At 66.0% G+C, this 15,173-nt stretch carries 15 protein-coding genes and 1 pseudogene; 5 read left to right on the forward strand and 11 right to left on the reverse strand.

Translation table 11 applies throughout. The features are described 5' to 3' along the window. Together BIZ42_RS00485 and xth are read right to left on the reverse strand one after the other, a co-directional pair. Entirely contained in the window at positions 1-798 is a 798-nt protein-coding gene (locus BIZ42_RS00485) for a helix-turn-helix transcriptional regulator (protein ID WP_070427395.1), read from the reverse strand. 101 nt (positions 799-899) lie between these two features. Beyond that, positions 900-1,676, reverse strand: a pseudogene (xth, locus tag BIZ42_RS00490) (exodeoxyribonuclease III); the annotation flags it as partial. Positions 1,677-1,857: 181 nt separating this feature from the next. On the opposite strand from xth, the gene BIZ42_RS00495 reads away from it, so the two are divergent. The 4 genes from BIZ42_RS00495 (at position 1,858) to BIZ42_RS00510 (ending at position 4,832) form a co-directional block, all read left to right on the forward strand. Continuing rightward, positions 1,858-2,478: a DNA-3-methyladenine glycosylase gene (locus BIZ42_RS00495; protein ID WP_070425192.1), complete on the forward strand. Its 621-nt coding sequence runs from the start codon at positions 1,858-1,860 to the stop codon at positions 2,476-2,478. After that, complete coding sequence (locus BIZ42_RS00500; protein ID WP_070425193.1) at positions 2,475-3,053, forward strand: M23 family metallopeptidase; 579 nt, start codon at positions 2,475-2,477, stop codon at positions 3,051-3,053. Before BIZ42_RS00495 ends, BIZ42_RS00500 begins: the two co-directional genes overlap by 4 nt. A gap of 91 nt (positions 3,054-3,144) precedes the next feature. Next, a complete protein-coding gene (locus BIZ42_RS00505) occupies positions 3,145-3,642 on the forward strand; it encodes a ferritin-like domain-containing protein (protein ID WP_070427396.1) in 498 nt (165 codons plus the stop codon). A 110-nt stretch (positions 3,643-3,752) separates the two neighbouring features. Next, positions 3,753-4,832, forward strand: a complete 1,080-nt coding sequence (locus BIZ42_RS00510; protein ID WP_070425194.1) for a catalase family protein — start codon at positions 3,753-3,755, stop codon at positions 4,830-4,832. 41 nt (positions 4,833-4,873) lie between these two features. Here the strand turns inward: BIZ42_RS00510 and BIZ42_RS00515 are convergent, their stop codons facing one another. The 9 genes from BIZ42_RS00515 to BIZ42_RS00555 form a co-directional block, all read right to left on the reverse strand. Continuing rightward, positions 4,874-5,497 (reverse strand): hypothetical protein, encoded by a 624-nt coding sequence (locus tag BIZ42_RS00515; protein WP_070425195.1) that lies wholly within the window; start codon positions 5,495-5,497, stop codon positions 4,874-4,876. Between the two features lie 3 nt (positions 5,498-5,500). After that, positions 5,501-5,842, reverse strand: coding sequence for a type II toxin-antitoxin system prevent-host-death family antitoxin (locus BIZ42_RS00520; RefSeq protein ID WP_019184571.1), 342 nt, complete (start codon positions 5,840-5,842; stop codon positions 5,501-5,503). Positions 5,843-5,935: 93 nt separating this feature from the next. Continuing rightward, positions 5,936-8,230 (reverse strand): GH92 family glycosyl hydrolase, encoded by a 2,295-nt coding sequence (locus tag BIZ42_RS00525; protein ID WP_070425196.1) that lies wholly within the window; start codon positions 8,228-8,230, stop codon positions 5,936-5,938. Positions 8,231-8,376: 146 nt separating this feature from the next. Then, positions 8,377-8,793, reverse strand: coding sequence for a hypothetical protein (locus BIZ42_RS00530; RefSeq protein ID WP_070425197.1), 417 nt, complete (start codon positions 8,791-8,793; stop codon positions 8,377-8,379). Between the two features lie 169 nt (positions 8,794-8,962). Further along, positions 8,963-10,450, reverse strand: a complete 1,488-nt coding sequence (proP, locus tag BIZ42_RS00535) for a glycine betaine/L-proline transporter ProP (protein ID WP_070425198.1) — start codon at positions 10,448-10,450, stop codon at positions 8,963-8,965. A gap of 392 nt (positions 10,451-10,842) precedes the next feature. Beyond that, a complete protein-coding gene (locus tag BIZ42_RS00540) occupies positions 10,843-11,172 on the reverse strand; it encodes a thioredoxin family protein (protein ID WP_070425199.1) in 330 nt (109 codons plus the stop codon). A 10-nt stretch (positions 11,173-11,182) separates the two neighbouring features. Continuing rightward, complete coding sequence (locus tag BIZ42_RS00545) at positions 11,183-11,596, reverse strand: host attachment family protein (protein ID WP_070425200.1); 414 nt, start codon at positions 11,594-11,596, stop codon at positions 11,183-11,185. Positions 11,597-11,712: 116 nt separating this feature from the next. Then, complete coding sequence (locus BIZ42_RS00550) at positions 11,713-12,765, reverse strand: alpha/beta hydrolase fold domain-containing protein (protein WP_237393577.1); 1,053 nt, start codon at positions 12,763-12,765, stop codon at positions 11,713-11,715. A gap of 204 nt (positions 12,766-12,969) precedes the next feature. Beyond that, on the reverse strand, positions 12,970-13,689 hold the full coding sequence (locus tag BIZ42_RS00555) for a hypothetical protein (protein ID WP_070425202.1): 720 nt from the start codon (positions 13,687-13,689) through the stop codon (positions 12,970-12,972). A 419-nt stretch (positions 13,690-14,108) separates the two neighbouring features. Between BIZ42_RS00555 and BIZ42_RS00560 the strand changes: the two genes are divergently transcribed. Beyond that, entirely contained in the window at positions 14,109-15,107 is a 999-nt protein-coding gene (locus BIZ42_RS00560; protein WP_070425203.1) for an aldo/keto reductase, read from the forward strand. Positions 15,108-15,173: the final 66 nt, after the last annotated feature.

A 15,173-nucleotide genomic window follows, 5' to 3' on the forward strand; every position in this document is an offset into this window, starting at 1 on the left:
TCAATGGAAGAACTGGCTCGGCAGCTGGCCGAAGCGTTTCTTGAACATGGCAGTGAAGGCGCTCGGACTGGCGTAGCCCAGCGAGAGCGCCACGTCGATCACCTTCTCGCCGTGCGCCAGCTGCTCCAGCGCACGCAGCAGACGCGCCTGCTGGCGCCATTGCCCGAAGGTCATGCCCAGCTCGCGTGCGCACAGGCGCTGGATGGTCTTGACGTCCACGCCCAGCCGGCGCGCCCAGTCCTGCAGAGTCGAGGGATCGTCCGGCGTGGATTCCAGCTGCTGCCCAATGGCGCGCAGCCGCGGGTCGGTCGGCTGCGGCAGATGCAGCGGCAGCACCGGCAACAGCTGCAGCTCATCCAGGATCAACTGCATCAGCCGCCCGTCGCGGGAATCGGCTTGATACGGCGGCGGGACGTCCATCGCCGCATGGATCAGGGCGGCCAGCAAGGGCGTGACCGAGACCGTCGAGGCGCTGGCTGGTGGCTGGGCGATCGCCTGCGGCAGGATGTACAGGCTGCGCATGCCGACCGCGCCGATGCAGCTGACCTTGTGGCCCATGCCGGCGGGAATCCAGATCGCGCGTGTGCTGGGCACCACCCAGCGCCCTGCCCCGGCCTGCACCACCAGCACGCCGGATTCGGCGTAGACGAGCTGGTGCCGGTCCGGATGGTGATGCAACGCGATGATCGTGCCGGCGGGATACTCACGCGCCCGGCAGAACACCGGGGTCTCCGGGCCGGCCGGCAGCCGCTTGCCCTCGCCGACGCCCGGGGCGATGTCCTTTCTCCGATATGGCATGGCAATACCCTCGCAAACGGCCTGCCCGAGGACTCTACCGCGTCGGCGGTGTTTTCGACATCCCGCTGCGGCTATCGGGGCTTGGGTGGCGCCACGACCTCGACCCAGGTGGGTGCATGGTCGCTGGGTTTTTCCAGCGCCCGCACCCAGCGGTCCACCCCCGCATCTTTCAGGCGGGGCGCGAGCACGGGATTGAGCAGAAGATGGTCGATCCGCAGCCCGCGGTCGCGGGCGAAGTGCTCACGGAAGTAGTCCCAGAACGTGAAGATCTGTGCATCGCCATGCACCGCGCGCAGGCTGTCGGCCCAGCCCTGGTCGAGCAGCGCCTGATAGGCCTGGCGGACCTCGGGCTGCAGCAGCGCATCCTTGCGCCACGATTTGGGATCGTAGATATCCGCATCCGTGGGCACAACGTTGAAGTCGCCGATCAGCGCGACCGGATGCGGCAATGCCACCAGCGTTTTGGCGTGCCTGTGGAGCCGCTGCATCCACTTCAGCTTGTAATCGAACTTCGGGCCCGGCTGCGGATTGCCATTGGGCAGATACAGACCCGCCACGATCACGCCATGCGCGGCCGCTTCCAGATAGCGGCTCTGGTCGTCTTTCGGGTCGCCGGGCAACCCACGGCGGCTTTCGATCGGGTCCTGGCCGCGCGCAAGCAGCGCGACCCCGTTCCAGGATCGTTGTCCCTGCCAGATGCAGCCGTACCCCGCCTCGCGGATCGCTGCCTCCGGAAACGCCTCCTGGGTGGCCTTGAGTTCCTGCAGTGCCACGATATCGGGCTGTTCGCGCGCCAGCCACGTCAGCAGATGGGGCAGCCGTGTCAGCACACCGTTGACGTTGAAGGTGGCGATTTTCAGGCGCTGTCTGGCGGGCATGGCGCGTGGCTGGCGGTGGCGGTGTCTGCCATCGAGGATTGCCCTGTTTCGATCAACCTGCCGCGAATGCCGGGCGAGCGTGGCGTGACGATGGCGGCGCGTTGATCGCGCATTGACCCGCGGCGCGTCACAGTAAGCGCTGGTTCCACACTGGCAAGGTGCATCCATTGCGCGGAAGGTCATGAAGACGTGGAAGGTTCTGCCGCGGCGTTTCTATCAGCGGCACCCGGCCGAGGTAGCGCCGGAACTGTTGAACAAACTGCTGGTGCGCGATGACGGCCGCGCCGGTCGGATCGTGGAGGTGGAGGCGTACGCGGGTGACCAGGATCCGGCAGCGCACTCCTATCGCGGGATGACCGCGCGCACCGCCACGATGTTCGGCCAAGCCGGCCATCTCTACGTCTATTTCAGCTACGGCATGCACTGGGGCTCGAACGCGGTGTGTGGGGACGTCGGCCAAGGCTGGGGCGTGCTGCTGCGCGCACTGGAACCGGTGGCGGGGCTGGAGCTGATCCGCGAGGCGCGTCCGGCGATCAAGCGCGAGCGCGACCTGGCCAGTGGCCCGGGCCGCCTGTCGCAGGCGATGGGCATCACCAAGGCCTTGGATGGCGCGGATCTGGTCCGTAACGACCGCGGCATCCGCATCGTGTCCGATGGGATGGCGCCCCCCGTCGCACCGGTGGCCGGGCCGCGGATCGGGATCAGCAAGGCGATCGAGTTTCCATGGCGCTGGCATGTGCCCGAGCACCTGCATGTCTCCGGGCGCACGGGTACACGCAAGACCGGGAGGACGGTGTCATGAGCGCTTCGCCGCCCGCCGCCTCCCCTGCACGCCGCCTGCGGCGCGGGTTGCTGCGGCTGTTCGTGCTTGTCGTCTGCATCGTGGTGGCCGGCGTGCTCTGGAACAGCCCCATCGCGGAATCACCGCGGGCGCTCTGGCGCCTGTCACAGATGCCTGCACCGACCGCGCTGCCCGTCCCCGTGGCAGGCGTGGCCGCACGCCAGGTCGCCGACACGTTCGGCGCACCGCGTGGACGCGACCGCACGCATGCCGGCGTGGACATTTTCGCCAAGCGCGGCACCGAGGTGCGCAGCGCCACCCCGGGGATCGTCGCCGACATCCGTGAAAGCGGCCTGGGCGGTCGCCAGGTCTGGGTGATGGGCCCTGCGCGCGAGCGCTATTACTACGCGCATCTGGATGATTGGCGCGAGGGCCTGGCACGTGGCGATGTCATCGAACAGGGCACCGTCCTAGGCTACGTCGGTGATACCGGCAATGCCAAAGGCACTCCGCCGCATCTGCACTGGGGCATCTACGGAGCCGAGGGTGCCTACGATCCGCTGCCGCTGCTCAAGGCCTGGCCGGACGCGCCCTGAAGGTGCGTGCAGAGGGCCTTCACAACAAAGCGCGCTGTACTAACACCCACGCGCCTAGCGTCGGATGCTCAAACCCAACGGCAGTACCTCCATGGCGATCAAGACCGCAGAAGACCTGTTCATCCATGAGCTCTCGGATATCTACAGTGCAGAGAAGCAGCTGACCAAGGCGCTGCCGCGATTGGCGCGCGCCGCCTCCAATCCCGATCTGGCCGCCGCTTTCACGACGCACCTGGAAGAGACGCAGGGCCAGATCGAGCGCATCGACCAGGTGGTGGAACTACTGGGGATCCGGCTCAAGCGCATCAAATGCGCCGCGATGGAGGGGCTGGTCGAGGAAGGCAAAGAGGCAATCGACAGTATCGAGGAGGGGCCGGTCCGCGATGCCGCACTGATTGGTGGCGCGCAGAAGGTGGAGCATTACGAAATCGCCTCCTACGGCACGATTGCCGCGCTGGCCAAACAGCTGGGCTACAAGGCGGCCGTGCCGCTGCTGCTGGAAACGCTCAAGGAAGAAAAAGACACGGATGAGAAGCTGACCCTGCTGGCCCTGGCCGGCGGCGGCAATGCCAAGGCCGCCGCGGCCTGACCTTTCCGTTTCTCCTCCGGCATTGCGTTGTGCGGGGAGATGGCCTCCCCGCGCAGCGCGTTTCGCTTTCCACGCTTGATCGCCGCCCTTGATCACAAACAGGAGCCTGCATGTCACTGCCCCCGCCCGTTCTTTACCACGCCTCGCTCGAGCATGCCGACGAAGATGAGGCCACGCATATCCGCGAACTGACCGAGGTGTTCGCGCGCATGGCGCTGACCGTCGCCGAGCAGGAAGGCCACGCCCACCGTGCGGTGCACGCCAAGGGCCAAGGGTTGTTGAAGGGCCGGCTACGTGTGCTGGACGAGTTGCCGGCCGAGTTGCGACACGGCCTGTTTGCGCGGCCGGGCAGCTACGACGCACTGGTCCGGCTGTCTTCGCCACCAGCCGAGCAGTTGCCGGACTCGGTCTCCACCCCGCGCGCGATGGCGCTCAAGGTGATCGGCGTGGAAGGCCCGCGTGCCGAGGGTGCGGAGGAGCAGCACACCCAGGATTTCCTGATGGTCAACGGTCCGGCGTTCAACACGCCCGGCGTCGCCGGCTTCCTGCGTTCGGCCAAGCTGCTGGCCGCCACTACCGAGCGGATGCCGCGTACCAAACGCATGATCTCAGCCACGCTGCGCGGCGCGGAGGCGGCGCTGGAAGCCGTCGGGGGGGAAAGTGCCACGCTGAAAGGCATGGGCGGCGAGCCGCAACACCATCCGCTGGGCGAAACCTTCTTCAGTCAGGTGCCCTTCCTCTATGGCCCCTACATGGCCAAGTTTTCGCTGGCCCCGATCTCACCGGCGCTGCTTGCGCTGACCGGCGACAAGATCGGCTCGGACGAAGATGCGCAGCGCGAGGCAGTGGTGTCCTTCTTCACCGACCTGCCCAATCCGGTCGAATGGGAGCTGCGGGTGCAGCTGTGCCGCGACGTCGAACGCATGCCGATCGAGGATGCGTCGGTCGCGTGGCCGGAAGCGGACAGTCCGTTCCTGCCGGTTGCACGCCTGAGCGTTGCGCAGCAGGAAGCGTGGCAGCCTGCCAGCTCGCCGGGCATCGAGGATGCACTGGCATTTGCCCCGTGGCACGCGCTGGCCGAGCATCGCCCGCTCGGTGGCTTGAACCGTGCGCGTCGCGTGGTGATGGCCGCTTCGCGTCAGTTCCGTTCGCGGTTCAATGGGTGTCCGATCCACGAACCGGTGGGATGACACTGAGCCTGTTGTTGCTGCTCAGGCCATTGCAGTAACGCTCACGCCAGAGTATGCAGCTCCATCGCGCGCATCACGATGGGCTTGGCCCAGTCAGGCGTCTGCAGCAGCTCGATCGCCGAGGCCGGGTAGTGCAGCCCGTTGCGATCCAGCTGCAGCACCGGCAGCGGTTCGGCGCCGTCGGCATCGGCCGGGGCGCTGTTGTCGTAGACATGCAGCTCGGCCAGGTGCGGCAGCAGGGCCAGCAGATTCTCGCGCGAGGAATCGTAACGGGCGCGGATCTTGTCGGCGGGGATGTCATGCCCGCCACGGCTGACCCGGGCCGCGACGCGTGCCATGTGCAGCTCCACGCTCTGCAGGCCACAGAACCAGATGGCCACGTGGTGACGGTCGCAGGCCTCGCGCAGCAGGCGCGGGATGGTGTTTCCGCCCAGGGTGGTTTCGAAGGCGAAGTCGCTGCCCTCGTCGATGGCCTGCCGCAAGCGGCGCGCGCCCTCGTTCCACGCGGCGGCATTGGCATCCCCCAGCGCCCAGCCGGCCTCCACCAGGCGGCGGGTGAACGTATCCGGGTTGAACCAGGTCAGGCCTTCTTCTTCCAGCCACATGCCCAGCAGCGAACTTTTGCCGGCGCCATTGACGCCGGCCAGGACCAGAATCCGCCCCATCGGTCAGAGCGGACTGCCGAGGGCGACCTTGCGGCCGCGGCGGATCGGCTGGCCCAGCACCTTGCCCAGCCCGCCATCGCGGCCGAGACTGGCCAGGGTGGTATCGAACGCGGCGCGCAGGCGTTCCAGCTCGCCCACGCGCTCATCAAGGTCGCCGCCGGCCGCCTTGGCCAGCAGTTCCTGGTAGGTCTTGATGTCCACGATCACCGCTTCGGGATGATTGTGGTTGGTGATCACCAGTGCCTGCTTCTCGCGGACGGTCCGCATCAGGCTGGGCCAGCCGCGGGTTTTGACCGAGGAGGCAGTGGCCTTCTCAAGGCCGGGCAGATCCAGTGGCAGGGTCATGGCACGCTCCAGGACGGGATGGGCCCACTATACCCCTTCTGGCCAAATTGGACATAAATCCCATTTTGGCCAGAAGGAGGCCGCGGCCACCCGTCAGCGGGACATCGAGTACGGCTGCTCGGCGCCCTGCCCCGGCCAGGCCTTGTTCGGCTCGGCCTGCAGGGTGAAGCGCAGTTCGCCGCCGGCCAGGATCTCGTCGTGGCGCAGGAAGGTGCGCTGCAACGGTTGACCGTTGAGGGTGACCGAGCCGACGTAGTCGTGGCCCTTGCCCAGCCCTTCGGTGACGATGGTGAAGGTCTTGCCGTTGGGCAGATGCAGCGCCGCCCTGGGCAGGAACGGACGGCCGATGATGTACTCGCCGCTGCCCGGGGCCACCGGGTAGAAGCCCAGTGCAGTGAACACATACCAGGCCGACATCTGGCCGAGATCGTCATTGCCCGCCAGGCCATCGGGCCGGTCGGCGTACTGGGTGTCCATGATCTGCTTCAGCCGCGCCTGGGTGCGCCATGGCTGGCCGGCATGGGCATACAGGTACGCCACGTGGTGGCTGGGCTCATTGCCGTGCGCATACCAGCCGATCAGCCCGGTGATGTCTTCCATGTGCTCGAAGATCGACGGGTCGACCTTGGCCTCGAACACCTCGTCCAGCCTGGCCAGCAGTTTATCGCTGCCCCCGTGCGCGGCGGCCAGACCGGCCACGTCGTGTGGCACGTACCAGGAGTACTGCCAGGCATTGCCTTCGGTGTAATCGGTGCCGTAGCCGCTGGCGCTCGGGTCGAACGGCGTGCGGAAGCTGCCATCGCGCTTGCGCGCGCGCATGAAGCCGGTGTCCTTGTCGAACGCATTGCGCCAGTTGGTGGCGCGCTTTTCGAACTCGCCGGCGACCTTCGTATTGCCCATGGCCTTGGCCATGCGCGCGATGGTCCAATCGTCGAAGGCGTATTCCAGCGTCTTGCTGGCGGCCTCGCCTTCTTCATCGATCGGCACCCAGCCCAGTTCGCGATACTGCGCGATGCCGTCGTACGGACCGTAGTTGGCGGTCGCCACCATGGCGGCCAGTGCCTTGTTCTCATCGAAACCACGGATGCCCTTGAGGTAGGCATCGGCGATCACCGGCACCGCGTGGTAGCCGATCATGCACCACGTTTCCTGGCCGTGGAATGCCCACACCGGCAGCATCCCGTAGGCACTGTTGTGCTGGTGTGCGAGCAGCGAATTGATGAAATCGCTGTTGCGCTTTTCCGGCTGCACCAAGGTCAGCAGCGGATGCAGGGCGCGGTAGGTATCCCACAGCGAGAAGGTCGAATAGTTGGTGTAGCCCTCGGCGCGATGCACGGCGTTGTCCGAACCGCGGTACTGGCCATCGCTGTCCATGAACACGGTCGGCCCGAGCAGGCTGTGGTACAGCGCGGTGTAAGCACTGCGGCGGTCATGCTCGGGGCCGTCGATATCCAGCACCGACAGCGCCTGCGTCCACTGCGTTTTTGCCTCGGCGCGGACACGGTCGAAATCGAAACCGGGCACTTCGCTTTCCAGGTTGGCGATCGCACCGGCCTCGCTGACCGAGGAAATCGCCACCGTCACCACCAGCGGTGTATCCAGCTTGCCGAAATCGAAGGTGCCGACCAGCTGGCGCCCTTCAATCTGCGCACGCTGCGCGGGGCTCTGGTGCCCCGGCGGCGGGAAGCCCTTGTAGGCGATGTCGGTCTCGGTGTTGTGGAACTCGTGACCGGTTAGCGGCCGGGAGAAACGCATCGCGAAGTACAGCTGCCGGCCCGGCGCCCAGCCGCGGGTCTCGCGGAACCCGGTGATGGTGCCGTCCTCGCGGGCGCGCAGGCGCGACCACAGGATCTTGCCGGGGTAATCGTAGAGGCTGGTGCGCAGGTCCAGCAGCACACGCGCCGGCTGGTTGGCCGGGTAGGTATAGCGGTGCACGCCGACGCGGGTGCTGGTGGTCAGCTCCGCGCGCACCTTCGGATCATCCAGGGTGACCGCGTAGTAGCCCGGTTCGGCGCGCTCGTCGTCGTGGCGGAAGCGCGAGGTGTAGCCGCTGCCGGGCTTGTCGGGGTCGCCCCGCTCCAGGCTGGCATCGGTGCGCACCGGCATCAGCAGCACATCGCCAAGATCGGAATGGCCGCTGCCGGAGAAGTGCGTATGCGAGAAGCCGACGATGCTGGTGTCGTCATGCCGATACCCTGCGGCCCAGCCATAGGCCTTCTCGCGCGGCTGGATGCGGGTATCCGGGCTCAGCTGGACCATGCCGAACGGCACCGTGGCACCGGGATAGGTATGGCCCTCGCCCGCCGTGCCGATGAACGGATCCACCGCCGCGTACGCGCGCTCGCCGACCTTCGCCGCTGCCGCCGTGGCGGTCCCGGCCACCAACATCGCCCCTACCGCGAGCCCCAACCACCGTACCGTCCCCGTTTTTGTCATGGCGTTGAATTTAGATCGATTCAGGTGAGGTTGATCCTAGCACTGGCCGATCGGGCTGACATGTTGCGGTGCGGGTGGGAGCCTTCTGAAGCGCAGGCTCAGCAAAGGCCCCCGCCCGGTTTCAGGCAGAAACTTCCCCAGTAGGAGGCAGGATCTGTTCGCCTCACGGCATCCGCATTCAGACGGAAGGTGTAGCGCCCTGCTTCCGTGAGAGCCTGCGCCGGGACCTCCTGGATATAACCGTGGAGCACAGCACCGTACGGCAGGCACTGGCCAGGCCTCAATACGAAACGTCCCGATGGCGCCGATGCCTTGAGACTCCAGACAAGCTTTCTGTCAGTACCGCTCTCGTGGATGAGCCATACCGATTCGACGGAGAAATCCTTCTTTGCGTCGCCCGGTATGCAGATGGCCGGCCGGCCCTCGGTCACTTTCACCACGCCGTCTCCTTGCCATCCCCACGGGGTAGCGGTCACCGGATCTGCGTGGATTGCCGTGAACACCATGACCAGCATGCCCCAGCACGACGTCGGGAGAACTCTCATAACGCTCCTGCTTCTGCCAGCCCTGAGGCGAGGCGCCGATAACCATCAATCTGGATTCACCAGCCGATGTGGATGGATCGTAATCTGCCCGTCCAGCGCCGAAGTTGATATGAAACTTCTTGCAAAGAAACGGGTCCGATCACGCCGGGCGCGCGTCTTCAGGCACCGCTGCCACCGGCAGCGTGGGCTGGGTCGCATCCACCGTGACCGGCTCATCGCTGCGCATCAGGGCACGGGCTTCGGCTTCGCTGGCCACCGCCGGCGGCGAACCCCGCAGCGGCATCCCGGCGGTCTCGCGCACGAACAGCATGGTGATCACGCCGATCACCGCCGCCCCCATCAAGTAGTACGCCGGCACCAGCGGATCACCGGTGCGCTCCACCAGCCACGCAGTGACCAGCGGCGTGGTGCCACCAAACAGCGAGACCGACACGTTGAAGGCGATCGACAGCGCGCTGTAGCGCACCGGGGTATAGAACAGTGCCGGCAGCGTGGACGGCATCGAGCTGGTGAAGCACACCAGCGCCACGCCAAGCAGCATCAGGCCCAGGAAGATCAACCAGTCATTGCCGCTGCCGACCAGCTTCAGGCAGGGGATCGCCAGCAGGAACAAGGCGATGCAGGCACCGATGATCATCGGGCGGCGGCCCAGGCGATCACTGAACAACCCGCCCAGCACATTGAGCGGCATCATCACCAGCATCACGATGATGATCAGCAGCAGCCCCTTGCTCTCGGCATAGCCCATCGTCACGCTGAGGTAGCTGGGCATGTAGGTCAGCAGCATGTAATCGGTGACGTTGAACACCAGCACCAGGCCAACGCAGATCAGCAGCTGCACCCAATGCACGCGGAACAGCGCACCCAGGCCGGGGCGTTCGTGATCGCGCTTTTCGGCCTCTTCGGCGTACGCACGGAACGCCGGCGTCTCTTCCAGCTTCATGCGCATGTACAGGCCGAGCAGGCCCAGCGGACCGGCCACCAGGAACGGAATGCGCCAGCCCCAGTCCAGCATCTGCGTGCTGCTCAGCGCCATGTGCAGCGCGGTGACCGTGCCCGCGCCGGCGATGTAGCCGCCCAGCGTGCCGAACTCGAGCCAGCTGCCCATCAAGCCGCGGTTGCGGTCGGTCGAGTACTCAGCGATGAAGGTCGCCGCACCCCCGTACTCGCCACCGGTGGAGAAGCCCTGCACGATCCGGGCAAGCAGCAGCAGTGCCGGAGCCCAGATGCCGATGCGGTCATAGGAGGGAATCAAGCCGATGCTGAAGGTGCCCAGCGCCATCAGGATCATGGTGAAGGCCAGCACTTTCTGGCGGCCGTACTTGTCGCCGAGTGGCCCGAACACCAGCCCGCCCAGCGGACGCACCAGGAAGGCCACGGTGAAGGTGGCGAAGGTGGCGATCAGCTGCGCGGTCGGGCTGCTGTCGGGGAAGAACACGTGACCCAGCGTGACGGCGAGATAGCCATAGACACCGAAATCAAACCACTCCATCGCGTTGCCGAGTGCGGCCGCACCCACGGCCTTCTTGAGCATCGGGCGATCAACGACGGTGACTTCGTCGACGTGCATCTGGCGGCGGCGTTTGAACCAGCCGAAATGGGCATGTGCGGCATGCAGGTCCTGCATCTGCTTTCTCCTGGAAGCAGGCCATCACGGCGCCCGAGGTCCCGCGCACGGCACAGGAAATACCGCCTCTGATGACACAGCGCGACGCGCGAAGAGGGGTTGCAACAGACGATCCCGGACGGCCGCGTGGACTCAGCGACGCTGCGGGATGGATGACCAGGAAGCGGGCAATGGCCCGGGGGTGATCAAGCGGGCCATGATACTACAAATGCCGCCGACGTTCCCCTCGCCGCTCCTCCGGAGCGCGTGGAACAGCCTGTTTCAGGCATTCTCAGCGGTCTTGCACGTGATGAACGCACGCAGGCGCAGCAGGTCGGAATCGCGGCGTACTGCGCGCCAATGCACGTATCGCACGACGCATCCTGTTGGCCTGCGCGACCCGCATTCTTCCGTTACTGACCGCGTTCGAGCGCATCGATCAGCGGCGCCAGATCCTCGCGCTCATGCGGCCGTACCGCGCGGGCGATCTCCTGGCCATCGCGCAGCAGGATCACGGTCGGCCAGAGTTTCACGGCAAAGGAGCGGCCCAGTGGCCGCCCCTTCCCGTCCTCGACCTTCAGGTGCGTCGCGTCATAGCCACCGAGAAACTTCTGCAGCAGTGGCTGGGCGGCGCTGCAATGGCCGCACCAACCGGTGCCGAACTCCAGCAGCATCCATCCGCTGCCCGCATCGATGTCGGCACGGGTGATGTCGGAGGGGCTGTACTCGCGGGCGAAGGCCATGGGCGGTGTCTCAGGACAGGGCGCGCTGGATATCCTCCAGCGGCGCATTGGTGAAGTCCTTGGCGAGATCCTTGAGCAGGCGTTCCTGCGTTTCCTTGTGCAGCAGCGGACGGATACGGCCCAGCGTCTGCGGATCGGCGATCAGGATCAGGTGCACGTAGCGGTTCTTCAACGCGTCTTCATTCAACTGTGCCGCCACCTGCTTGGCAAACGTGGCCTCGTTGAGCTGGGAGATGGTCATCTCCTGCGGCACCGAGCCGGACGGGCCCTGCCCGGACGCGCCCGTATCGCTCACGGCCTGCAGCTGCAGTTCCCCCTCCTGCTTGAGCTGCAGCTTGTGCGCGGTGCCGACGTTGGTGAACACGCGGGCCGAGCCGCCATCGGCTACAACGACCAGGGTACCTTCGGGAATCTGCTGACTCATCATCTACTCCTTATGGGGAAAACCGAGCGCGGGTGCACTCGGGTTCCACCGTAGGCAACCGAATGTATGCGCAGTGCATACGGATGTATGCATGGTGTATGCAGCCCCGTCGCGCCCTACTCCGCGGGCGGTCCGGGCAGGGCCATGCCCAGGTGCCGGGCGAAGAAGCGCGCCATCACCCGGTACGCCTGCTGGCTTTCCGGCAGCCGGGCGTCGAGGTGGAAGGCGTGGCCCAGCCCGTCCCAGACGTGCAGGTCCGACTCGCGCCCCAGGTCCACCAGCCGCGAATGGGTATAGGAAACGTTGCTCAGCTCGGCTGCCCGCGTTGCAGTGATGAACAGCGTCGGCGGAAACTGCGCGAGCAGCGCATCGGAGAAGACCGGCGACACCAGCGGGTCACGGAAGTCCACCGGGCCGTAGTAGAGGTCTTCCATGATCGGCAGGCTGCCATCGGCGTGCGGCAGCAGTGCATCGGTGACGGCAGCGGCCACGTAGCGCGAATCGCCGCCGTAACGCGCATCGCCACCGGCGCAGAACAGCCCGGCCGCTGCTGGCATCGGCAGCTTTTCCTTGGCGAACCACGCCAGCGCTTCGCCGGTCAGCACGCCGCCAGCCGAGCAGCCGAACACGCCGATATGCGCTGCGGGCCGCGTTTCCAGTGCCGCGCGGTAGACCGCCGCCACGTCCTCACTGGCGGCGGGGAACCGATGCTCCGGTCCCTGCCGATACTCCACGGCGACAACCGTGGCACCGGTCATCGCCGCGACCGGGATCGCCTCAAGCAGACCGATGCTGTCGGCGCGGCCGAACACGAATGCACCACCGTGCAGCTCGATCAGCAGGCGACGCTGCGCCGGGTCGGCCGGTGCGCTGCGCGGCTCGACCCGCACCACCGGCACCCCGTTCCAGGTTTCCTGGTGCAACTCGACCGGATAGCGCTCGCGCAGCGCCTTGATCTCGCCGTAGGCCCAGTCATCGGCGCCCTTGCGGATGTTCGCCAGCTCTTTGAGCACGGTGGCGTTATCCATCTTCGCGACCGGATCACCGTTGACGACGGCGCTGCGCATGGCTGCCTGTGCTTCCGGACTCAGATACGGGGACAGCGGCAGCGCGAATGCCGGCACGCTGCGTACGCCTTCCGCTGCAGGAGGTACGGCCGCTTCCGCCATGCCAGTCCCACTGACAGCCAGCAACAGCGCCATCGGCGCGAATACCCTGGTCCCCACCATCTGCTGAATTTCCATGCTGAATCGGGTAACAGGATAGCCGTTATCCCGCCCAGTTTCGGCGGGATTCTTAAGCGCGCTCCGCGAGCTGGGGGGCTTCCCTGCTTGCCCCGCTACCAGTTGGCTGAATGCATCAGAGCGCAGTGCTCACTTACGCTCTCCCCGCGTCTGCAGCCATCGCCATGCCAGCACAGCAGTAAGCACGAGCAGCACCAGCACAGCCAATGGATTCCAAGACGTTTCCGAGAGCGCCAGCAGCTGCTCTGGAGACTGCTCAGCGATCATCATCATGCCAAACCCGCCGACACACAGCGATCCGACCCCGAGCGCGATGTCCCGCTGACCAACCCTGTCTCCATGCGGCGCGACCTCTTTCAGTTCACGGATTCCTTCAATACGCCCATGCACGTGGTGGCCCTTGTAACCCGCCACGACGACACCGACAGAGATCATGTCGTCCGGATTGAGCATGCACGGTGAGATGTGGACGCGGTCGTCCACTACGCTGACAGCGACCTCGTTGCGCAGCGACTCAGGGCTGACCTTCTCAAGATGACAGCTGATGATTTCCTGGGCATCAGGAAAACGGATCCCTAGCGGCGTGGTGATTTCAGCCGCCCGGATGGCCGAGTTGCCAACATTTTTGACGGTCAACCACAGCATGGCCACATCGGGCACTCTCTTGCCGTGAAAGAACACCTCGACCGCGGCGGAGGCGTTCTCGTTGATTGAAACCAAGTGATTTACGGGACTGACCTCGTAACGAATCGCCGGCCTGCGGCGATTGAGAAACTGATATACCTGCACCAAGCCCAACGTAAGCGCGATGTACACAGCGATCCAGCCTGAATCCAAATACTTATCCACCCGCCATCCTTGAACGCGCCTGATTGAGCGGAATCGTAGCCGATATCTGCCCAAGCGCAGATGGTTTACCCTCCATGACGCGCCTGACTGCACTGCCGGCACCCGCATTCGTTCGCGCCGCCTGCCACCCCGTGCTGCAGGACTATGCAGTCCGATCTTCCCGCCCATGTGGCGCGCTCACGCAATGGCGCCCAACTACAGCGACACGCAGCGCACGGGATCTGCCACGCCGCCTGTTCCTGTATCGCCCGTTCCTGCAGGCCAAGCGCATTGTCGACGCGCGCATCCGGGCGAGGCCACAATGCGCAAGCCAGGCTGATCCTTGCCCGCCGCGCAACACTCTTTCGCCCATCGACGGCTGTTTGAGCCAGAGCGCTCCGCGCAGACTGGGCGGCCTTCCGCTTCGTACCCACCCCCACATGAGCATTCACCTTCCCGGCCGTGTCGGCTTCGGCACCGCGCCCCTCGGCAACATGTACCGCGCCATTCCCGAACAGGAGGCACTGGCGACCGTTCACGCCGCGTGGGACCAGGGCATCCGCTACTTCGACGCCGCCCCGCTGTATGGCGCCGGCCTGGCCGAACGGCGGCTCGGCGAAGCGCTGCAGCACTACCCGCGCGATGCTTATGTGCTGAGCACCAAGGTCGGTCGCCGTCTGCTGGATGAAACCGAAGACGCCGCCAGCCGCGACCTCGGCGAGAAAGGCGGCCTGTTCGAGCATGGCCTGCCCAACAAGATCGTCTATGACTACAGCGCCGACGGTACGTTGCGCGCCATCGAAGAAAGTTTGAAGCGCCTGAAGACGGACCGCCTGGACGTCGTCTGGATCCACGATCCTGCCAAGGATTTCCATGGCGAGAACTGGCGCGCCGTATTCCACCAGGCCATGTCCGGCGCCGCGACGGCGCTGACCCGGCTGCGCGAGGAGGGGGTCATCAAGGGTTGGGGCCTGGGCGTCAACCGGGTCGAGCCCTGCGTGATGGCGTTGCAGCAGGCCGACCCGGATGGCTTCGTGCTCGCCGGGCGCTACACCCTGCTGGATCATGATGAGGCACTGGCCAGCCTGATGCCGGCCGCCGAAGCGCGTGGCGCCCGCATCGTGGTCGGTGGTCCTTACAACTCCGGCGTTCTCGCTGGCGGCGCGCATTACGAGTACCAGAAGGCCGGGACCGACGTGCTGCATCGGGTCGGGCGCCTGCAGCAGGTAGGCGCACAGTTCGGCGTGGACATCCGTGCGGCGGCGCTGCAGTTCCCGCTGGCGCACCCGGCCGTGGCGGGCGTGATTCCCGGTGCCAGCCAGCCCGGCCGCATTGCAGAGAATCTCGCGTTGGCCAAAGTCGCGATTCCGCCGTCGTTCTGGAGCGCGTTGCGCGAACAGGGCCTGGTCTCGCCGCACGCGCCGTTGCCGATCGACTGAGTTGGCGCACAGGCGCCGCTGACGAAGATCATGCCAGCGCTGGGAGTACTGGCAGTGCTGGCAGCG

Source organism: Stenotrophomonas sp. LM091 (assembly GCF_001806305.1).
Classification (GTDB): Bacteria; Pseudomonadota; Gammaproteobacteria; order Xanthomonadales; family Xanthomonadaceae; genus Stenotrophomonas; species Stenotrophomonas bentonitica_A.

Bases quoted from the DNA above. Each gene is read 5' to 3' on its own strand.
- BIZ42_RS00485 (WP_070427395.1), bottom strand. From the start codon at position 798: ATGCCATATCGGAGAAAGGACATCGCCCCGGGCGTCGGCGAGGGCAAG.
- BIZ42_RS00495 (WP_070425192.1), top strand. From the start codon at position 1,858: ATGAAGACGTGGAAGGTTCTGCCGCGGCGTTTCTATCAGCGGCACCCG.
- BIZ42_RS00500 (WP_070425193.1), top strand. From the start codon at position 2,475: ATGAGCGCTTCGCCGCCCGCCGCCTCCCCTGCACGCCGCCTGCGGCGC.
- BIZ42_RS00505 (WP_070427396.1), top strand. From the start codon at position 3,145: ATGGCGATCAAGACCGCAGAAGACCTGTTCATCCATGAGCTCTCGGAT.
- BIZ42_RS00510 (WP_070425194.1), top strand. From the start codon at position 3,753: ATGTCACTGCCCCCGCCCGTTCTTTACCACGCCTCGCTCGAGCATGCC.
- BIZ42_RS00515 (WP_070425195.1), bottom strand. From the start codon at position 5,497: ATGGGGCGGATTCTGGTCCTGGCCGGCGTCAATGGCGCCGGCAAAAGT.
- BIZ42_RS00520 (WP_019184571.1), bottom strand. From the start codon at position 5,842: ATGACCCTGCCACTGGATCTGCCCGGCCTTGAGAAGGCCACTGCCTCC.
- BIZ42_RS00525 (WP_070425196.1), bottom strand. From the start codon at position 8,230: ATGTTGGTGGCCGGGACCGCCACGGCGGCAGCGGCGAAGGTCGGCGAG.
- BIZ42_RS00530 (WP_070425197.1), bottom strand. From the start codon at position 8,793: ATGCTGGTCATGGTGTTCACGGCAATCCACGCAGATCCGGTGACCGCT.
- proP (WP_070425198.1), bottom strand. From the start codon at position 10,450: ATGCAGGACCTGCATGCCGCACATGCCCATTTCGGCTGGTTCAAACGC.
- BIZ42_RS00540 (WP_070425199.1), bottom strand. From the start codon at position 11,172: ATGGCCTTCGCCCGCGAGTACAGCCCCTCCGACATCACCCGTGCCGAC.
- BIZ42_RS00545 (WP_070425200.1), bottom strand. From the start codon at position 11,596: ATGAGTCAGCAGATTCCCGAAGGTACCCTGGTCGTTGTAGCCGATGGC.
- BIZ42_RS00550 (WP_237393577.1), bottom strand. From the start codon at position 12,765: ATGGCGGAAGCGGCCGTACCTCCTGCAGCGGAAGGCGTACGCAGCGTG.
- BIZ42_RS00560 (WP_070425203.1), top strand. From the start codon at position 14,109: ATGAGCATTCACCTTCCCGGCCGTGTCGGCTTCGGCACCGCGCCCCTC.